Annotated in this window: 13 protein-coding genes and 1 other RNA gene; 12 read left to right on the top strand and 2 right to left on the bottom strand. The window is 40.4% G+C overall.

From position 1 onward, the window contains the following. Positions 1-178: 178 nt before the first annotated feature. From NXG61_RS07395 to NXG61_RS07345, 11 genes are all read left to right on the top strand, one after another. Entirely contained in the window at positions 179-1507 is a 1329-nt protein-coding gene (locus NXG61_RS07395) for an aminotransferase class III-fold pyridoxal phosphate-dependent enzyme (protein ID WP_307223186.1), read from the top strand. 171 nt (positions 1508-1678) lie between these two features. After that, complete coding sequence (locus NXG61_RS07390) at positions 1679-2917, top strand: Zn-dependent hydrolase (protein WP_196603620.1); 1239 nt, start codon at positions 1679-1681, stop codon at positions 2915-2917. A gap of 77 nt (positions 2918-2994) precedes the next feature. Continuing rightward, on the top strand, positions 2995-3858 hold the full coding sequence (urtB, locus tag NXG61_RS07385) for an urea ABC transporter permease subunit UrtB (RefSeq protein WP_196603619.1): 864 nt from the start codon (positions 2995-2997) through the stop codon (positions 3856-3858). 12 nt (positions 3859-3870) lie between these two features. After that, entirely contained in the window at positions 3871-4953 is a 1083-nt protein-coding gene (locus tag NXG61_RS07380) for an ABC transporter permease subunit (RefSeq protein WP_196603618.1), read from the top strand. Positions 4954-4956: 3 nt separating this feature from the next. Next, a complete protein-coding gene (urtD, locus tag NXG61_RS07375; RefSeq protein WP_196603617.1) occupies positions 4957-5706 on the top strand; it encodes an urea ABC transporter ATP-binding protein UrtD in 750 nt (249 codons plus the stop codon). A gap of 4 nt (positions 5707-5710) precedes the next feature. Continuing rightward, positions 5711-6403 (top strand): ATP-binding cassette domain-containing protein, encoded by a 693-nt coding sequence (locus NXG61_RS07370; protein ID WP_196603616.1) that lies wholly within the window; start codon positions 5711-5713, stop codon positions 6401-6403. A 70-nt stretch (positions 6404-6473) separates the two neighbouring features. Continuing rightward, entirely contained in the window at positions 6474-7355 is an 882-nt protein-coding gene (locus NXG61_RS07365; protein WP_196603615.1) for a carbon-nitrogen hydrolase family protein, read from the top strand. 50 nt (positions 7356-7405) lie between these two features. Further along, a complete protein-coding gene (locus NXG61_RS07360; RefSeq protein WP_307223181.1) occupies positions 7406-8584 on the top strand; it encodes a transporter substrate-binding domain-containing protein in 1179 nt (392 codons plus the stop codon). A gap of 471 nt (positions 8585-9055) precedes the next feature. Further along, on the top strand, positions 9056-11305 hold the full coding sequence (locus NXG61_RS07355) for an adenosylcobalamin-dependent ribonucleoside-diphosphate reductase (RefSeq protein WP_196603613.1): 2250 nt from the start codon (positions 9056-9058) through the stop codon (positions 11303-11305). A gap of 157 nt (positions 11306-11462) precedes the next feature. Continuing rightward, positions 11463-13178, top strand: coding sequence for a methyl-accepting chemotaxis protein (locus tag NXG61_RS07350; protein WP_196603612.1), 1716 nt, complete (start codon positions 11463-11465; stop codon positions 13176-13178). Positions 13179-13273: 95 nt separating this feature from the next. Next, positions 13274-13915, top strand: a complete 642-nt coding sequence (locus NXG61_RS07345) for a lactate utilization protein (RefSeq protein WP_307223177.1) — start codon at positions 13274-13276, stop codon at positions 13913-13915. 150 nt (positions 13916-14065) lie between these two features. On the opposite strand, the gene NXG61_RS07340 is transcribed toward NXG61_RS07345, so the two are convergent. Further along, entirely contained in the window at positions 14066-14401 is a 336-nt protein-coding gene (locus NXG61_RS07340) for a hypothetical protein (RefSeq protein WP_196603610.1), read from the bottom strand. A 205-nt stretch (positions 14402-14606) separates the two neighbouring features. Between NXG61_RS07340 and ssrS the strand changes: the two genes are divergently transcribed. Continuing rightward, a non-coding RNA gene (gene ssrS, locus NXG61_RS07335) (6S RNA) lies at positions 14607-14790 on the top strand. 40 nt (positions 14791-14830) lie between these two features. Here ssrS and NXG61_RS07330 read toward each other — a convergent pair. Beyond that, complete coding sequence (locus NXG61_RS07330) at positions 14831-18601, bottom strand: PolC-type DNA polymerase III (RefSeq protein ID WP_196603609.1); 3771 nt, start codon at positions 18599-18601, stop codon at positions 14831-14833. Between the last annotated feature and the right edge of the window lie 55 nt (positions 18602-18656).

The following is an 18656-nucleotide window of genomic DNA, read 5'->3' as shown; positions in this document are numbered from 1 at the left end:
TTATGCAGTTTGAATAAATGGGGCAGCGTTTTTTTGTATAAAGGCCACATAGACAATCCCCGCCGGAATGGCGTAAACTTAAGCACGTTAAAGTCTTATAAACAAAGCAATGAAGCTTGCGGCAGGATATCTTTCTTGTGCAGCTTTTTTTGTTTGCCAATTTTGGGGAGGAATATAAATGTCTATATCGGAAGAAATCAAAAAAAAGTCATTGCGCTATAGTATTCAGTCGTGGTCCAAACAGGGAAATCTCAATCCTGTGGTCGCGGAAAAAAGCGATAATATATATTATTGGGATTATGAGGGTAACCGCTATACGGATATGTCCTCTCAACTTGTAAATATGAATCTTGGACATGGGAATCGGGAAATAGCTGCTGCTATAAAAAAACAGGCCGATGAATTTTGTTTTTTATCTCCTGCTATAGCTGTAAAGAGCAGGGCTGATTTGGCAGAAATGATTGTAAAATTGCTGCCCGATAATTTTGGTAAAATCTTTTTTACTAACGCCGGAGCTGACGCAAATGAAAACGCTATAAAAATAGCCAGACTATATACGGGCCGGAAAAAGATATTCAGCCGTTACCGCAGTTATCACGGCTCATCTTTTGGTGCAGGCAATCTTACCGGTGAACCGCGCCGCTATCCTCTTGAGCCGGGTATACCCGGTTTTGTAAAATTTTTTGATCCGTATGTCTATCAGGAAAAAATCAAATTTGCTTCATCAAAAGAAGCCGCTGATTTTTACGTAAGTAAACTGCGTGAACAAATAATCTACGAAAACCCCAATGATGTCGCAGCTATAGTTATGGAAACGATCACCGGATCAAATGGTGTTATAATACCGCCTGATGGATATTTACAGGGTGTGCGGGCGATCTGCGATGAATTTGGTATCATGATGATATGTGATGAAGTTATGGCAGGTTTTGGCAGAACAGGAAAAATGTTTGCGTTTGAACACTGGGGCATAAAACCTGATCTTGTCACTTTTGCCAAAGGAGTTACCTGCGGCTATACACAGTTGGGCGGAGTGGGGATATCCAGTCGTATTGCCGAATATTTCGATGACCATTTTCTTTCTTGCGGACTCACTTACAGCGGACATCCTCTGTCTTGTGCCGCAGGTGTCGCCTGCGTCCAGTACTATCAAGAGCATCATGTGCTTGACAATGTTCAAAAGGTCGGTAAAGTCCTGGGCACTATTTTGGAGAATCTGAAAGAAAAACATCCCTGCGTGGGTGATGTCCGTTATATAGGTCTTTTTTCAGCTATTGAGCTTGTAAAGGACAAGATGACGAGAAAACCGCTTGTCGACTACGGAACTGATCCTAAAGGCATCATGGCATCAATCATCGGTCAGCTGAAAAAGAAATTTTTCATGACTTACTCCCATGAAAATATGCTTCTCGTGGCTCCTCCGCTGATCATAACCGAGGTCCAGCTCGAAGAAGAAATGCAAAAAATGGATGCTGTCCTTTCATGGGTCGATGCGCAGTATATGTAGGCTAATGTCATACTTAACAAATCCACTCAGTCCTTTTTGTTAGTTTTATACATATACAATAAGAAAAATATTTAGTATACTATGACCTGTAATTAAATCAGTGTTGAGCAAAGATGCTTATTCGATTTTATCGGATAGGCATCTTTTTTTATAAGGAGAGATAAGACAAAAATGACACAGCCAGCATGGAAAGATTCGGCAAAAGACGTCATAAAAGACCTGCGGGAATTGGCATCATTGACTTCAGATGCAGATGGTGCGCATCGGGTTGCATGGACACCAACATGGGATAAAGCACAGGATTGGTTCAAGAAGAAAATGAAACTTGAAGGTGCTGAAATAAGTGTTGATTCAGCCAATAATGTTTGGGCAAAAATACAAGGAGAAATAAACGAAGCGATACTGATCGGCAGCCACTTGGATTGTGTCCCAAACGGTGGATGGCTTGATGGTGCTCTAGGTGTAGTAGCAGGCATGGGTGGAATAAAACGTTATGGCAAAAATGGCAAAAAACCCAAAAAGACGTTGTATGTTGTCAGCTGGGCCGATGAAGAGGGTGCACGATTTGGTAGAAGCTGTATAGGTTCTTCAGCAGTGAGCGGTGCACTCGATATAAATGAAGCAGCAAAGCTTAAAGATAATAACGGTATAGCATTTACCGATGCACTGAAAAGATATAATTTAAATATTGAAGCTTTTCCTAATGCACGTAAGGAATTCATGGACAAACATATCAAAAGTTATTTAGAACTGCATATTGAACAGGCTCCCGTATTGGAGAGTCAGGGAAAATCAGCAGCTTGTGTTTACGGAATCACAGGATGTGAACGTCAGTATATTACCTTCAAAGGCCAGCCGGCGCATTCCGGTGCACCGATTTCTATGCGCCGCGATGCATTTTTGGCAGCTGCGCAGGCATCCTTGGCTTTTCGTGAAATAGGACTTAAGCACAATGCCTACTGTACCGTGGGAAAAGTAAAAGTTTTCCCGGATATAGTTACTATCTTTCCCGGAGAATGCATGATATCACTTGACCAACGTTCAATAGATGCAAATATACTCGAAAAAATTTATGAAGAAGCGCGAATCGCTTGTATGAAGGCAGCTGCTGATAATAAAGTAGACGTAGTATTTGAGCCTGTCTGGAGCATTCCTCCAACAATTTTTGATACACACTTGACCGAATTGTGCAGGGAAGCGGTAAAAGAAGAAACAGGAGAAGCTACATCTATTTTTTCAGGTCCACTTCATGATGCTGCCGAAATGGCTAAAATATTGCCATCCATTATGATGTTTACTATGTCTGCAAGCGGATTATCACACTGCAAGGAAGAGAATACTCCTGATAAAGATTTGGAGACAGCTATAGCTGCATTCCTGCGTCTTACAGAAAAAACGATCAACGAATAAGAATATTTTTATTCCAATTATTCTCATCGATCAAGACGGCTGCTTACGGCAGTTGGCAATTTGGGAGGGAACAGACAATGGAGCTGTTAGTATCACAGATAATAAACGGACTTACAAATACGGCTGTTTTATTTTTAGCGGCCAGTGGTCTAGTAATTATATTCGGCCTTTTGGATGTAGTTAATATGGCACATGGAGAATTCATCATGCTGGGAGCTTACAGTGCCTGTGTCTCTATAAATCAATTTCATTTTCCTTTTATAATCGCTGTTCTGACAGCGGCGGTTTTTACAGGAATCATCGGTGCAATTACCGAGAAATTCATCATCAGACGATTATACGGCAGAGTGGCCGAAACACTATTGGCTACTTTCGCTTTAAGTTATATCTTTCAGCAGACCATACGTTCTATCTTCGGCCCGGAAGATCAGTTGATGGCACTTCCTATAAATGCCGCTTTGAATATGGGAAACATAGTTATTCCCATATATAATCTCCTTTTAATTGTTGTATCCATTTTGATATTAGCAGGAACAATGCTAATGCTGACCAAAACAAAATTTGGCATGCAGATCAGAGCTAATGTGCAAAACCGTACTATGGTGCAATGTCTGGGAGTCGATTCGCAAAAAATAGATAATATAACATTTACCTATGGCAGCATGTTAGCCGGTATTGCCGGAGCGCTGATAGCTCCTATTAAAAGTGTGACACCGGATATGGGATTATCTTATATCGTCGATAGTTTCCTTGTTGTTGTTCTTGGAGGATTGAATTCCATATTTGGCAGTTTTTTAGGTTCCTTCGTTATCAGTGAATCTTCAACTGTAATGGCTGGATATATGAGTGAAATAACAGCTAAACTGCTGATTTTCATAATAATAATCATCATTATACGTTTCAAACCGCAGGGACTGTTTTTTGCCAAGGATAAACGTTGAGGAGAAAGAATAATGAGTAAGTTAAAAAATATTACTGTTGATAAATATATAGCTCTGGCAATTTTCATAATGCTGTTGATTATTCCTTTTGTATCATCTTTATACAGTGTGCAAATTTTCGGGAAGTTTATTACATATATTATCCTTGCATTGGGCCTTGATATACTTTGGGGGGAAGCTGGGCTTATGAATCTTGGTTTTGCAATATTCTTTGGCATAGGAAGTTACATCTTCGGCATATCAATGGCTATACAAAAAGGTCTCCCTGCATTTATGTCATTTGGTGGCATAACAGAGCTTCCATGGTTTTTTGCTCCTTTACAAAATCCTGCCTCAGCCATAATTCTCAGTGTGGCTGTTCCCATAATTATAGCGCTGCTGCTGGGTTATTTTATATTCAAAAGTCAAATAAAAGGTGTATTTTACAATATAATTACATTGGCATTTGTAGCCCTTTTTGAACTATTCATAGTCAATCAGCAGACATACACCGGCGGTGCCAGCGGCATTAATGGTATAGCTACAGGTGTTATGACCCTGCGGCTTTTCGGCAGTAAAATCACTATTATTGACTGGTACTATATAGCATTTATTTCACTGATTTTTATCTATTTATTTTGTCTCTGGCTCCATAAAATACGTTTTGGCCAAATTATCCATGCTATCCGGGACAATGAACCTCGAGTACAATTTCTCAGTTATGACCCTGCCGTATTCAAGACTGTTACTTTTGCAATTTCCGCAGCTGTGGCAGGTTATGCAGGAATGTTGTATGTTCCCATAGCCTCCTTCGTATCAATAGACAGTTCAGGTGTCATGTTTTCCACGATGGTGATAATTTGGCTGGCTGTCGGCGGCAGAGGAAATTTTACAGGCGCTATGGTTGGTGCACTGCTGGTAAATTTTTTACAAAATACCTTATCGGGCATTTTCGGCGGAATGTGGCAGATCATTTTGGGAATATGTCTGCTGCTGATTGTTATGCTGATGCCTAAGGGGCTTATAGGAAGCCTGGTAGAATGGCAATATATGCGACGAGTTCACGGCAGTGAAAAAAAGGAAACCAAAATTACTAATCGTGAAGCGGAGGTATAATACATGTTTCTCGAATTAAAAAACCTGACTGCAGAATTCAATGGATTTAAAGCTGTCGACAAAATTAATATGGTAATAGAAAAAGGTGAAACACGTGTAATTATCGGTCCAAATGGTGCCGGAAAAACCACTGTCATAGATATGCTGACAGGAAAAACCAAGCCCGCTGATGGTGAAATACTTTTGGAAGGAAACAATCTGGCAGGTAAAACTCCTTATGAAATTTCGGATAAGTATAAAATAGGCAGAAAATTTCAAGGGCCGAATGTATTCGATAATATGACCGTTTACGAAAATCTTGAGGTGGCACTGTCAGGCCATAATAAACTATTGCAAACATTTTTTTTTCGCAGAACTTCAACGATAAAAAAACGTATTTATAATATTTTAGAAAAAATTAATCTTGTCACTCAAAAAGAAATGCTGCCATGTTTTTTATCACATGGTCAAAGACAATGGTTGGAAATGGGCATGATATTAGCCCAGGACCCTGATATTATAACTCTTGACGAACCGGCAGCGGGCATGACCGATGATGAAACATATAAGACAGGTGAAATGATAAAAGAAATTATGCACGATAAAACAGTTATTGTTGTAGAACATGACATGGATTTTATCAAACAAATAGCAAAAACCGTCACTGTTCTAAATCAAGGGAAAATTTTAGCTGAAGGTACATATGATGAAATATCGCATAACCCTGAAGTTATAAAAGTATACTTAAAAACTGATGATGAAGGACCGGTGTAAAACGATGATGGAAGTAAAAAATATTTCCGTTAGCTATGGTGCAGGAAATATAGTGGCAGATATTTCCTTTTCCGTCAACAAAGACGACCGTCTCTTTATTCTTGGGCGCAACGGAGTGGGGAAAACGACCTTATTGAAAGGCATAATGGGAATTCTGCCAATAAAAGGCACATTATATTTCAAAGAACAGAATATAACAAAATATTCTGCAGCACGGCGCTCTCAAAAGGGCATCGCTTATGTACCGCAGGGAAGGGAAATCTTTCCCGATCTGACGGTAGCTGAAAATCTTGAAATGGGTGCATTATATCATAAAGTGGACTATGAAAAAAAGCTTCGTGAAATACTGGAATATTTCCCGATTCTTACAGAACATATGGTACGAAAAGGCGGTGTGCTTTCAGGAGGACAGCAGCAACAGCTCGCCATAGCCAGAGCACTGATGGGGGAACCGGATATACTTATGCTTGATGAACCGACAGAAGGTATCCAGCCCAATATCGTAACGCATATATCTGATATATTGATGTTATATCATAAAGAAAAACATATTCCGGTCATTATCGTAGAACAAAATTTAAAATTCGCCAAAAAATTGGGCAGCAAATTTGTCATTATTCAAAAGGGAAGCATTGTTAAAGCCGGTAAAATAGAAGAACTGACGGATGAAATAAGTGTAAAATATTTGAGTGTATAAAATCCATTGAATTTTTGTGCCGTTTTTAGTGGATATTTCGGCACTATACAGCAAAGAGAGGAGCGAGACATTGTTTGATATTATAACAGTATCGGTAGTTACTTTTCAGACTGAATGGGGGAATAAAGAAGCTAATTTGAAACGTATGATGAAATTTATAGATCATGCGGCTGCAAAAGGCAGCGACCTTATAGTGATGCCGGAAATGTGTCTCACTGGATATGACGATGAGCCTACTGCAAAAGGCACCGCAAAAATGCAAAAGTGTGCGGCTGAAACAATGAAAGGGCCGTCAGTACAAAAAATTGCAGAAAAGGCTAAAAAAGAAAATATCTACGTGATGTTTGGTATGCCGGAACTTTTTCAAAATAATATCTATAATTCATTGGTGACATGTGCGCCTAATGGAAAAGTTATGGCATATCGGAAAATACATCTGGCGCTGCAAGAAGCAAATTGGGCCAAACACGGCAGCACTCCTCTTATAGTAGACACTCCATGGGGAGGAATAGGCTGCGGCGTCTGCTACGATTCTTATAATTTCCCAGAACTGATAAGATATTATGCCGCTAAAGGGTGCAGACTTTATATTAATGCAACTGCTTTTGCCAAATCCCGCAATACCAATAAACCCCAAATCACTTTAGAAGCTTCAGTCATAATGAATGATATATACATTGCCTCCGCGAATCTTGGAGGAATAGATCTGTATAATGATTTTTCAGGTGGCAGCAACATCATGGGTCCATCCAGCACTTACGGACAGGTAGCTTATTATTGCGGACATCATTTTAATGATCCTGATGCACAGGAAACAGGACTGTATACGGCAACTATAGATTTATCCAAAGCTACCAGGAGTATATATCAAAAAAATGATCATGAAAAAACACCTGATTTTAAACCTGAAATATACGCTGCCATGTATAAGGACTTAGCAAATAGTATTTGATTTTATTTAATTAAAAAGTGAAAACTATAAATTTGATTCAGGAGGATACAATGAAAAAATTTCTATTTCTACTCTTAGCAGCAAGCTTATCCCTATTTTTCGCAGGGTGCACCGGTCCTGGTAAAAGCGATGATGGAAAAAGCAGTCTAGGAGATAATATAAAAATCGGCGTTTTATATTCGACAACAGGACCTTTTTCCATAAGTGAAACACCTATGGCCAATTCCGCTAAAATGGCTATTGAAGAAATTAATGCCAATGGGGGAATAAACGGCAAAAAAATAGAACCGATTTATATGGACTATGCCTCTGATCCCAATCTGGCGGCACAAAAAGCGCAGGAATTGATCATGAAAGACGGTGTAACAGCCATTGTCGGCACAAATTCCTCAGCAACGCGGCTGGCTGTAATTCCAACGATAGAACAAAATGATTCACTGCTCATATATAATACATTTTATGAAGGAGAAAAACCGTCAAACAATGTTTTATATACCAATAGTGTACCCAGTCAGCAGATAGAAGCTTATATACCATGGATCATTAAAAATTTAGGCAAGAAAATCTTTTTTGTTGGCAGTGATTATGAATTTCCTAAAAAGAGTATAGCCTATGCTAAAAAAATTGCCGAAGAAAACGGCGGAGAAATTGTTGGTGAAGAATATGTCCCTATCACCTATACAGACTTTTCATCCGTGATTAACAAAATAAAGGAAGCCAAGCCAGATGTCGTTTTCTCAGGAGTAGCAGGAAATGGTGCCGTCCCCTTCTATAAACAATACAGTCAATATGGCCTTGATCCTAAACAACTTCCTATTTGCGCCATAGCCACCAGTGAAGCCACTGTTAAAGGTATCGGTGAATCTGCTATAGGAACATATTCTTCATTTGATTATTTTAATACCATTGATACTCCCGCCAATAAGGAATTTATTGAAAAATATGAAGCAGAATTCGGTACGGATACCACTGTTACGAATCAGGCAGAAGGCGCTTATCATGGTGTATATATGTTGGCCGCCGCAATTGCTAAGGCAAACTCTGGTGCAGCCGCAGATATAATTAAAGCAGCATCAGGATTGAAAATAGATACACCAGCGGGTGAAATAAAAATGGATGAGACTAATCATCATGCTTGGTTGAACAGCTATATCGGCAAAGTAAACAGTAATTTGACTTTTGATATTGTCAATAAATCAGATGGTTTAGTAAAACCAATAGTTGAATAACAAAATATTGCAAAGCTGTCGATGAAGCTGATTTCTGCTTCATCGACAGCTTTTTTATGAATCAGATTTCTCTGATGAAACAATATTTATTATGCAATAACAAAAATCATACCATTTGGTGTTCAATATGTAGTTATTAATCATATCTATTTTACTATATTTAGTGCTTTTCATAAATATAATATTGCTTTTGACGGGATTTTGAATTATAATAACTTATATCAACAGCAAAATATTATTAAATAACATTTCAGGAAGCACTAACCGGCTGATCTTGGCAGATGAAAAACATCTGCATTGAGTGCCTAAAGTTGTCAGCGGTTCTTTTTGTATGTCCAATTACAACCACCTGCTTACAGTTTTGTTTCTGCACAGCCGGGTGGTTATATTTTGCAGCCAAGTTCCTCATAAACTTCAGTCATCCTTACCGATGCATCTGAATTAATAATTTTTGATAAGGAAGCGAATTTTTTGGAAAAATGGTATGAAAGTGATATAGGCAAAAATATCCTGAAATCGAAATACTATCATGTGGGTGAAAAAGATCCGCAGATTTTTATTGATCGTGTGACTTCTATATTTTCTGCCCCCGTGCAAAAGGCTATGCGGCAATATCTTGAAGCCGGATCGGTCTGCCCTGCAGGACGGACTTTATATGCTACGGGTGCCAAGGGAAAATTCAAAGCAAGTCTGAGCAATTGTTATATATTACCGTCTCCCGAGGATAATATTGAATCTATCTTCAAAATTAATACTGAAATTGCAAGAATATTTTCTTACGGAGGAGGTATCGGTGTCAATATCAGCAGGCTGCGCCCCAAAGAAAGTCTTGTCAATAATGCCGCACGTACCTCAACCGGATCAGTATCTTTTCTGAAAATATTTGATTCTACCGGCGAAGTGATCAGCCAGAACGGACGCCGCGGTGCAATGATGGTCGGACTGAACTGCGATCATCCTGACATTTACGAATTTCTCCATATGAAACAAAATAATGAAAAATTGGCTTCGATGAATATTTCCATACTTTTCAAAGACGATTTTATGAAGGCTGTCCTGAATAACGATGAATACGAATTGAAATTTGATGTTGAAGCTACCGGTGAAAAAATACGAAAAAAAATAAATGCGGCTTCATTTTTTAAAGAATACTGCCGTACTCAATGGGATTGGGGTGACCCTGGTGCCTTATTTGTCGACAAGCTCAATAATTACACACTACTCAGCGGCTATAGTGATTACAATATCGAAATAACTAATCCCTGTGGTGAATTTGGCGGTAATGCCTACAATTCCTGCAATCTCATGAGCATTAATCTTTATAATTTTATTGATGATAAATTTGGCGAAATGCCTCATTTGAACGAAAAACCTTTTCGTTCGGCAATTGATACGGCAGTGCGGGCTCTGGATGAGATTCTCGATTACGGATACGAAACCCAACCTCTTGAAGCCAACAGAAAATGTATAGATGATTGGCGCAGCATAGGTCTCGGTCTCTTCGGAGTTGCCGATGCTCTCATTGCTATGAAACTAAAATACGGCAGCCGGCAGGGCAATCAATTTATTACGGATGTCATCCGTATAATGTTTATTGAATCAGCCCGAGCCTCTTCGCAAATAGCCAAAGAAAAAAATACTTTTGGCCGTTATGAATGGGAAAAAACCAAGGCATCACCCCTGATGGAATTACTATATAAAGAAGCTCCCGATGTATATGACAATATAAAAGAAAACGGTCTGCGAAACGGCACCTTATTGTCTATTGCCCCAACAGGAACGATCTCACTTCTTATGGGAACTTTCTCCGGCGGCTGCGAACCGCTTTATAAAATAAGCTATATGCGCACGACCCATAAAATGGAAGGTGAAAAAAAATCTTTTAAAGTTTATGCGCATGCCATAAAAGAGCTTCTCGAGTACCATAAACTGCCCTATGATATTGATGATGCGGAAATAAAAAAACGCTTCCCCTGGATAATCGAAAGTCATCATATTCCTTATCTTGATCGTGTAAAACTGCAGGCTGCCATGCAAAAATATGTAGACAACTCTATCTCTTCCACAGTCAATCTTCGCCATGATGCAACTCCTGAGGAAATAAAAGATATATACATTGCAGCCTGGAAGTCCGGATGCAAGGGCATAACCGTATTTCGGGACGGCTGCAGGCGCGGCAATATACTGGGTGTTTCAGAACCAAAAACAAAAATAGAATATGACACTATTCAACCTATCAAAAGAGATGACATTGCCCGCCTTGATGGCTGCACCTTAGTCAGACATACCTCATGCGTCGACAAACTTTACATCACGATCAACAAAACATCTGACGGACAGGTATTTGAAGTTTTCACCAATGCCTCCGGCGGATGCTCAAGCAATATAGCAACGATTACCCGGCTGACATCACTCGCTCTCCGGTCCGGCATAAGCGTGAAACATATAATAAAACAGCTCGCCGTGAGCAAATGCTCCGCCTGTCAGGCGCTCATCCGCGGTGGCAGACGTGATATATCTCTTTCCTGTGGTAATGCCATCGCTTCGGCACTGGCAGAAATATATAATGAAACACAGCAAAAAAAACCTGCTGAAAAATACACTAATAGCGCAGAGGATGCCGCTATCAATAAAAAATGCCCCGAATGCAGTCATTATACACTTAAACCAGAAGGCAACTGCGTAACCTGCACATACTGCGGCTGGTCAAAATGCGAATAATAAATTATAAAACAAGATAGTAAAACAAAGCAGGGACGATGCGGATTCCTTTGTATCACCCCTGCTTCTTGTATATCAGTGATTTTTATTCTCGCAGGATAAGCGATTCAATCTGTTTAATGTATTCATATAAGTTAATAAATGGGAGGACTATTTTATGGAAAAATTAAATAATCTTAAGGTAGCCTATAAAATGGCTATTGTAATTTTTGTTGCCGCCGCCGGAATGATTATGGTCGGTTACACCGGATATTCATATCTGAGTAAAGCGCAGTCCGCTATGGGAAGTATTTATTCTCAGAATATGCAGTCTGTCCAATATATCAATGAAACGACAGTGGACAGCCGTGTGGTGCAGAACCGGGTGCTGCAGATGATCATCGAAAAGGATCCCGCAAAATTACAGCAGCGCCAGGCTGATATAAAAAAATTCAGTGATGATTATGAAGCACAATGGAAAAAATATCAGGAAACAGCATCACCGGAGGGCAGAGAAAAAATAGCAGCTGCCCACGAAAACTGGCAAACCTTTAAAAACACTATGCAAAGCATAGTTGACCTCAGCCTTCAGGGGAAAAAAGAGGAAGCCGCTGCACTTTATGAAAACCAAGGAGCTGCCGACACCATAAAATTGCGCGACGCTCTTGATGAATTGAATAAGATCGAAGACATAGCTGTCAAAAATGTTAATGATCAGAATAATCATGATACCCAATCGGCAATATACAGCATGCTCATGAAAACTGTAATCATTATTCTAATATTGCTTGTTTTCTGCGGCTGGTTTTTAAAAGAAATAGTCTCTTCATTAAATGCAATGATCGAAGAATGTCATAAACTGCGCGATGGGGACTATCGTCAACCTGAAAAATCTAAGATGAACCGCAAAGATGAATTTGGACAAATGGCCGATGCACTTGTTGAAGTTATTGCTAACGTATCTGTTTTTATGAAAAAAATGAATGGTTCTGTAGAGCAGGTCGCTGCATCCTCCGAAGAACTCACGGCAAGCTCTATGCAGGCCTCGCAGACAGCTACACAGGTAGCTCAATCTGCCACTGAAACTGCGGAGGTAGCCGACCAGCATAAAAGTGCAGTCCAAAAAGGAAAATCAGCCGTAGACCATATTACATCATCGATCGAAGATATACGTGCTGAGTCCGATAAAGTCGCCGATCATGCAGCCAGCGTGGCTGACCGCATTACTGCAGGCAATAATTCAATCAATACTTCTGTGGAAAAGATAAAAAAAGTTGAAGATACCGTGCGTTCTTCTGCGGAAATAGTTGAAAAGCTGGGTGAAAACTCGCAGGAAATCGGGCAGATAATAGATACTATTGCCAATATAGCCGGTCAGACAAATTTACTTGCTCTTAATGCTGCCATTGAAGCAGCCAGAGCCGGAGAACATGGAAAAGGGTTTGCAGTGGTGGCTGAAGAGGTCAGAAAACTGGCAGAGCAATCACAAGAAGCAACTGCCAGAATAACTGAACTTATCACCAGTATCCAATCCGATACCGCGGGAGCTGTAACAGCAATGCAGAAAGGCCGCACCGAAGTCATTGAAGGTGCAAAATCAGTTGAAGATCTGCACAATATGTTTGCCGAAATCAACGTTCTTGTCGATAAGGTATCTACTCAGATGAATTCTATGGCATCTGCTGTGGATAAAGTAACCGAAAATGCAAAAAATGTCCGTCATGAAGTTGATACTATTGAAAAACAAGGCGATAATATTACTTCTGAAATGCAGTCTATAGCTGCCGCAACAGAAGAGCAATCAGCCTCTGCGGAAGAAATAGCCTCGGCAAGTGAATCACTGGCAAAATTAGCCCAAGAATCGCAGATAGAGCTGCACAAATTTAAATTCTAAAAAACTTTCAGCGAAGACAGACGAAAAACCATCTGTCTTCGCTGCATTTTTTGATCTATAATTTCTGTAAAAAATACATGGAGTATATGTTGAATATGGATAAAGTAATCTCTTGGTACATAAAAAACAAAGTAGAAAAAACAATCGGCAATCTCGAAAAAAATAATATTTGCGGATTATTTGTAAATAATAATTTCGAATTAAGGGAAAAAATTAAACAACTTATTCCTGATGGTTCCAGAGTGGGCATCGGTGATTCTGTGACATTATTCGATACGGGAATAGTTGATTTACTGCGAAATGGCTCATATGATTTTCTCGACAAGTACAAAGACGGGATTACCAGTGAAGAAAAAAAACAATTGTATCAGGCTAATTTCAGTGCAGATACTTTTTTATCCGGGACAAGTGCACTGACAGAACACGGAGAATTGTCAAATATAGACGGAAACGGCAGCAGAGTGGCTCCAATGATATATGGTCCGGCACAAGTTATCATTGTTGTCGGAGTAAACAAAATTGTGAGCGATTTAGCTGAAGCAGAAAAACGAGTGAGAAATTACGCTGCCCCACTGGATGCAAAACGCTTGAATAAAAATACGCCTTGCGCAACTTTAGGGTATTGTGTCGACTGTAAAAGCCCTGAAAGGATTTGCAACACCTTTGTCGTTATCAAACGTCAATTTACCAAGGACAGAATAAAAGTCATTATTGTCAATGAACAATTAGGCTACTAATACAATTTCCTAAAAATCTGCAAATAATTTTTTCTGATACTCAAACTCATATATTGTCAAAAAAAACGAAAACGATCCAGCAAACAGCTGAATCGTTTAGAAGTTACACACTGATATGAAACAGATCGGCACCGCACAGCCAAATCAAAATCATTTACCTTCATGCAGTGTTTTCAGAACATATTCTACGGGACGACTCCAATCAACATACACATTGGTATTTTCCCATAGCCTGGTCAGCGCAAGCTTAAAATTCTCCAGATTCTCCAATGGCTTTATGGTAATAGATGTAAAATCATGCATTGTTTTATGCGGCACCTGAAGAGTAAGGCTTTTCGAGAAAAATTCTTTAACAGCTGCCACAGCCTGTTCTGATTTTAAAATCACTTCAGCAGCTTTATTTTCTGCACTGTATTCAACATAGCCGACATCATTGTAATCCCCAAGTGTAAAATAGCTTACTGCGACACAAAATTTATTTTCCATTAATTTATGAAACCTCTTTCTACCAAAGAATTATATAAAAATTCTATTTGCTTTATTAAATTATCAAGTACTTAAGCTACACCAATTTTACCAAAAATATTCCTATAGCACAACTAAGTAAACTGCAGGTTTACTCCTTATTATTTGTCAAGTCTTGCACCGCATTTTTATTTATGCTATTATTTATTAAGAAATAACGCATGCGTTATGCCTGCGGTGTACGTAAGCTTTTTAATTATGTCTAACCTTACTCATTTTCAAAAGGAACCTGACTTTGTCATATGGCTGCTGGATCGTCTCCGAACGAATAGCAAAAGTATCGTCTTAAGGTACCGCCCTGCATTATGCAGGTCTAGGCATGTAAGAAGATACGGCATCATGGGCGTAAAAAAACACCATTCTTTTAAGGATGGTGTTTTTTTATTTTCTCTACACAAACAGAGCGATCTGATCCGTTTCATTCATACCGTCCAAGCATCCGTGCTCGCGCAGTATCTCAATAGACGGTGTCGGTACACCTGCTCTTTTTTTCAAATCATCAACAGAAGAAAATTCTCCCTGTTTACGGGCTTCCACAATATTATTTGCCGCAGTTATCCCCACTCCCGGCAATGCAGAAAGAGGCGGCAGCAGCGATTTCTCATGCATAATGAATTTATCTGCCATTGATTCATACAAATCCGCTTTTTCCACGGTATAGCCTCGCAGATACATTTCCCAGGCAAGTTCCAGCACTACCTGCAATCCCTTTTCCTTTACCGAAAGTTTTTTTATCTTTTCTTCCTCGGCCAATTCACTCAGACGGTTTTTAACGGCCTGCTGTCCCTGTGCTATAAGATGAGCATCAAATTCATCGGCACGTATGGAAAAATATGCTGCATAAAAAGCCAACGGATAATGCACTTTGCAAAAAGCAATCCGATAAGCCATCATAACATAAGCTGTAGCATGGGCCCGCGGGAAAAGATATTTTATTTTCTGACAGGAATCTATAAACCAATCGGGAATGCCGCCTGCCTTAAGTTCTGCTACCACATCATCTTTGATCCCGCGCCCTTTGCGGACGTTCTCCATAGTTTTAAAAGCCAGAAGTGGTTCTATCCCTTTATGGATCAAATACATCATTATATCGTCGCGGGCAGAAATAGCGTCTGACAGAGAACACACACCATTTTTTATAAGATCCTGTGCATTATTGAGCCAAACATCCGTACCATGGGAGAAACCGCTTATTCGCACAAGATCACTGAACTTTTCCGGTCTCGTATCATCTATCATCTGCCGCGTAAAAGGAGTCCGAAATTCAGGTATGCCAAAAGTCCCCGAAGTGGCGCCAAGTTCTTCCTGTGTCACTCCCAAAGCTTCCGTGGATGAAAAAAGGCTCATGGTGGCCGGATCATCAAAGGGAATGGTTTTTGGATCACGGTGTGTTATATTTTCAAGCATTTTTATGACAGTCGGATCATCATGCCCCAGAATATCCAGCTTTACGAGACGACTGCTGATGGAATGGTAGTCAAAATGAGTCGTAATAGTGGCTGTATCCTTATCATCAGCAGGATGCTGTATGGGCGTGAAATGGTGGACATCCATATTTCTCGGGATAACCATAATACCGCCCGGATGCTGTCCCGTCGTCCTTTTTACTCCCGTGCAGCCGGCGACAAGACTGTTTATATACGCATCGCGTTTTTTCAAACCCTTATCGTTAAAATACCCGCGGACATACCCGTAAGCAGTTTTATCAGCCACTGTTGCTATAGTACCGGCACGAAAAACATTATCTTTACCAAACAATTCTTCTGTATATTTATGAGCGACCGGCTGATAATCTCCCGAAAAATTCAAATCTATATCAGGAACTTTATCGCCGTCAAATCCCATGAATACCGCAAACGGTATATCGTGCCCGTCTTTTATCATTTCTGTGCCGCAATACTGGCATGTCTTATTGGGCAGATCGAATCCGCAGCCATAAGAGCCGTCAGTTATAAATTCGCTATTGCAGCATTTCGGACAGCGCCAATGCGGCGGCAGAGGATTGACCTCAGTAATATCAGTCATCGTCGCTACAAAAGAAGATCCTACAGATCCTCTCGAACCTACAAGATATCCATCGTCAAGTGATTTTTTAACGAGCTTGTGCGCTATCAGATACAGCACGGCAAAGCCGTGTCCGATTATCGATCTCAGTTCCATTTCGAGACGTTCCGACACTATCTGCGGCAAATTCTCGCCATAAAGCAGCTTCGCTTTTGCATAGCTCATATCATGTATCTGCTCGTCCGCTCCCGGTATCATCGGTGAATACAGATCGTCCGGTATGGGCTTTATCACATCGATCATTTCGGCTATTTTACGGGGATTTTCCACCACCGCTTTGTATGCCAGATCTTCTCCCAAATATGTGAACTCACCCAGCATCTCTTCCGTTGTACGCAGATACAGCGGCGGCTGCTGGTCTGCATCTTTAAAGCCTTTCCCTGTCATAAGGATAGCCCTGTAAATGCTGTCCTGCGGGTTAAGAAAATGGACATCACATGTGGCAATAAGCATCTTATCCAGCTTTTTTGCCAGCTCAGCCACCTTCAGATTTATTTTTCGCAAATCGTCATCCGTTTTTATATCAGGAAAATTTTCACTGCGTATTAAAAATTCATTGTTGCCGATCGGTTGTATTTCCAGATAGTCGTAAAAAGAAGCTATTTGCAGCAACTCCTCGTCACTCTGTCCGGCGACAATAGCCCTTACTAATTCACCGGCTTCGCAGGCTGAACCTATAATGATGCCCTCGCGGTATTCTGCCAGTATTTTTTTGGGAATTCGCGGCCTTTTTTGCAGATACTTCAAATGAGAGAGAGATACAAGCCTGTATATATTACGCAGACCGATAGCGTTCCTGGCAAGCAGGATAATGTGATTAGCCCTTTTCTGCTGCTCATCATAAATAAGGTAGCCTTCCAGCCCATATATTATTTTTATATCCAATTTTTTATCAGCAACTGTTTTTGCCGCTTCCGGAAAAGCTTGCACGACACCATGGTCAGTAATGGCAATGGCAGGCCAGCCCCATCCCGCTGCCGTACAGATCAAATCTTTCGCGGAAACGACGGCATCCATATTGCTCATATGTGTATGGGCATGCAGTTCTACTCTCTTTTCCTGTGCGTTATCGGCCCTTTTCTTCATTTCGCTTTTATAAATGCTGACAGGCATCATTACAAAATCATTGTTGAAACTGTCAAAACGAATACTCCCCGCCACTTTTATAACCGATCCGTTTGACAGATTTCCCTTAACCTGTTCAAATTCGTCCTTATCCTTAAAAAAGATCTTGCAGTCGATACCGTTGGTCTTATCGGATAGTTCGAAAGTAAGCAGATTATTGCCGGTTTTAAATTCACGGTTATTAATATTGTTAATTTTCCCCAGCATGACAGCCAGCTTCATTTCGCCGTCTATGCCGTCTATTTCCATAGGCTGCCCTGTTATACGCTTGCCGTATATCCAGCCGGGATCTGTGCTGTTCGGCGGCGGTCCCGCTTGTTTTCTGCTGTAACCGCCTGCGTGGGATGAACCCGTGCCATAATTTTTTACAGCCGGTACGTATTTTTCCGCCGGTCTTTCCGTTACCGGCGGCGGAGTATAATCTACCATAACATAATCGCCGCATTCACCGGAAAGCTCTTCGGCATTATCCACAGTATTAAAAGCAACTCTGCATTCAAGCTCAAGCAGTTCGTGTATCGTTTCCTTCAATGCCTTACTTACACTGTGAGCCTGCAGAATCTCACCTGCCAGCTCACCTGCCAGCTCCAATGTCAACAGATTTCCGTCAATATAATATTTGGCGGTGCGCAGCAAAATTTTTACGGTAGGATTGCCATCAGAAGCGGCAGTTATTATTTTCTGCCAGTTTTTATCTATCTGCGCGGCAAAATCAATAATGTCCTGATAAAACGCAACATCACTGACTCCGCAATTTGACGCTATATAATCGGCAGCCTGACCGAGCATGTCTTCCGGCAGATATTGATACGTATGGAGCAGTATCTCCCATGTATTCTTTCTCAGATCTATTTCTACATGCTTTATTGTGCTGGCCTTCAAAAGCATCATAAATTCACTGTCAAGCGGCAGTGAATCAATAAGCCGGCGAAATTTATCACCCGATTGCGGAACAATACGATATTTACCCATAAATCACCTGATGCCTCTTTCAAAAAACCAATAAACTATGCCTGTGCAAATCTGC

This window comes from Pectinatus haikarae (genome assembly GCF_050916305.1).
GTDB lineage: Bacteria > Bacillota > Negativicutes > Selenomonadales > Selenomonadaceae > Pectinatus > Pectinatus haikarae.
This window is presented reverse-complemented; position numbering and strand designations above follow the sequence as displayed.